Source organism: Bartonella sp. AA86SXKL (genome assembly GCF_042196885.1).
Genome location: NZ_JBHIRE010000239.1, coordinates 1 through 811 on the forward strand (window position 1 = coordinate 1; position 811 = coordinate 811).

The 811-nt window shown below is 36.6% G+C and carries 1 pseudogene; it reads right to left on the minus strand.

Features of this window, described 5'->3' with window-relative positions:
• Window positions 1-811: pseudogene (locus ACFIO5_RS11225) on the minus strand (DNA polymerase I); the annotation flags it as partial.

Genomic DNA, 811 nt, shown 5'->3' on the forward strand with positions numbered 1-811 from the left:
TCATATTATGTGTTAAAGTTCCAGCTTCTAAAGCATACGATAAAAGCATTGTGTCATCAAAACAATGTATCACTATGCCGTATTGTTTCATCACTAACCAATCATACTTTATATTCTGACCAATTTTTAAAACCGCTTGATCTTCTAATATCGGCTTTAAAAGCGTCAAAGCCTTCTGTGTTTCAATTTGTGAAACAATGCGCCCGCCCTTCAAAAGATCATTTTCCCCTTCAACATGTTCAAGGGGTACATAGGCTGCTTTTTCCGGTTGTAATGCCAACGAAAAACCAACAAGTTTTGCTTGTATGGGATCAAGAGAGGTTGTTTCGGTATCAAAAGCGAAAAAGCCTTGCTCTTGTGCTTGTGATAACCACTCTTTCAAAGTTTTTTCATCAAAAATGGTTGTATAGGTATCTCTTGTAATTTTCTGGCTTAAAGCTTGATCTTGACGTTTTTGTGCTAACCGTTGTGGGGAGTTTTCAGAAAAATCATGAAGAGATTCTCTCTCAGCTCTTTTAAAATTAGAATCACGTTCATATCCAGATTTTTCCCATTCAACATCTATATCAAGTACATCAATAACTGCTGCATCACATGCTGTTGCCTCTGCTACACGACGCGTTAATGTGGCAAATCCCATAGCTTTAAGAAAAGCGATTAAGCGCGGTCCATCTTGGGGTTCTAAAATAAAATCATCTAAATCATTCTCTATAGGTACATCTGTTTTAAGTTGAACCAATTCACGAGAAATTTTTGCCTGTTCACTATAAGCTTGAATATTTTCACGTCGTTTTGTTTGTTTAACCTCTGT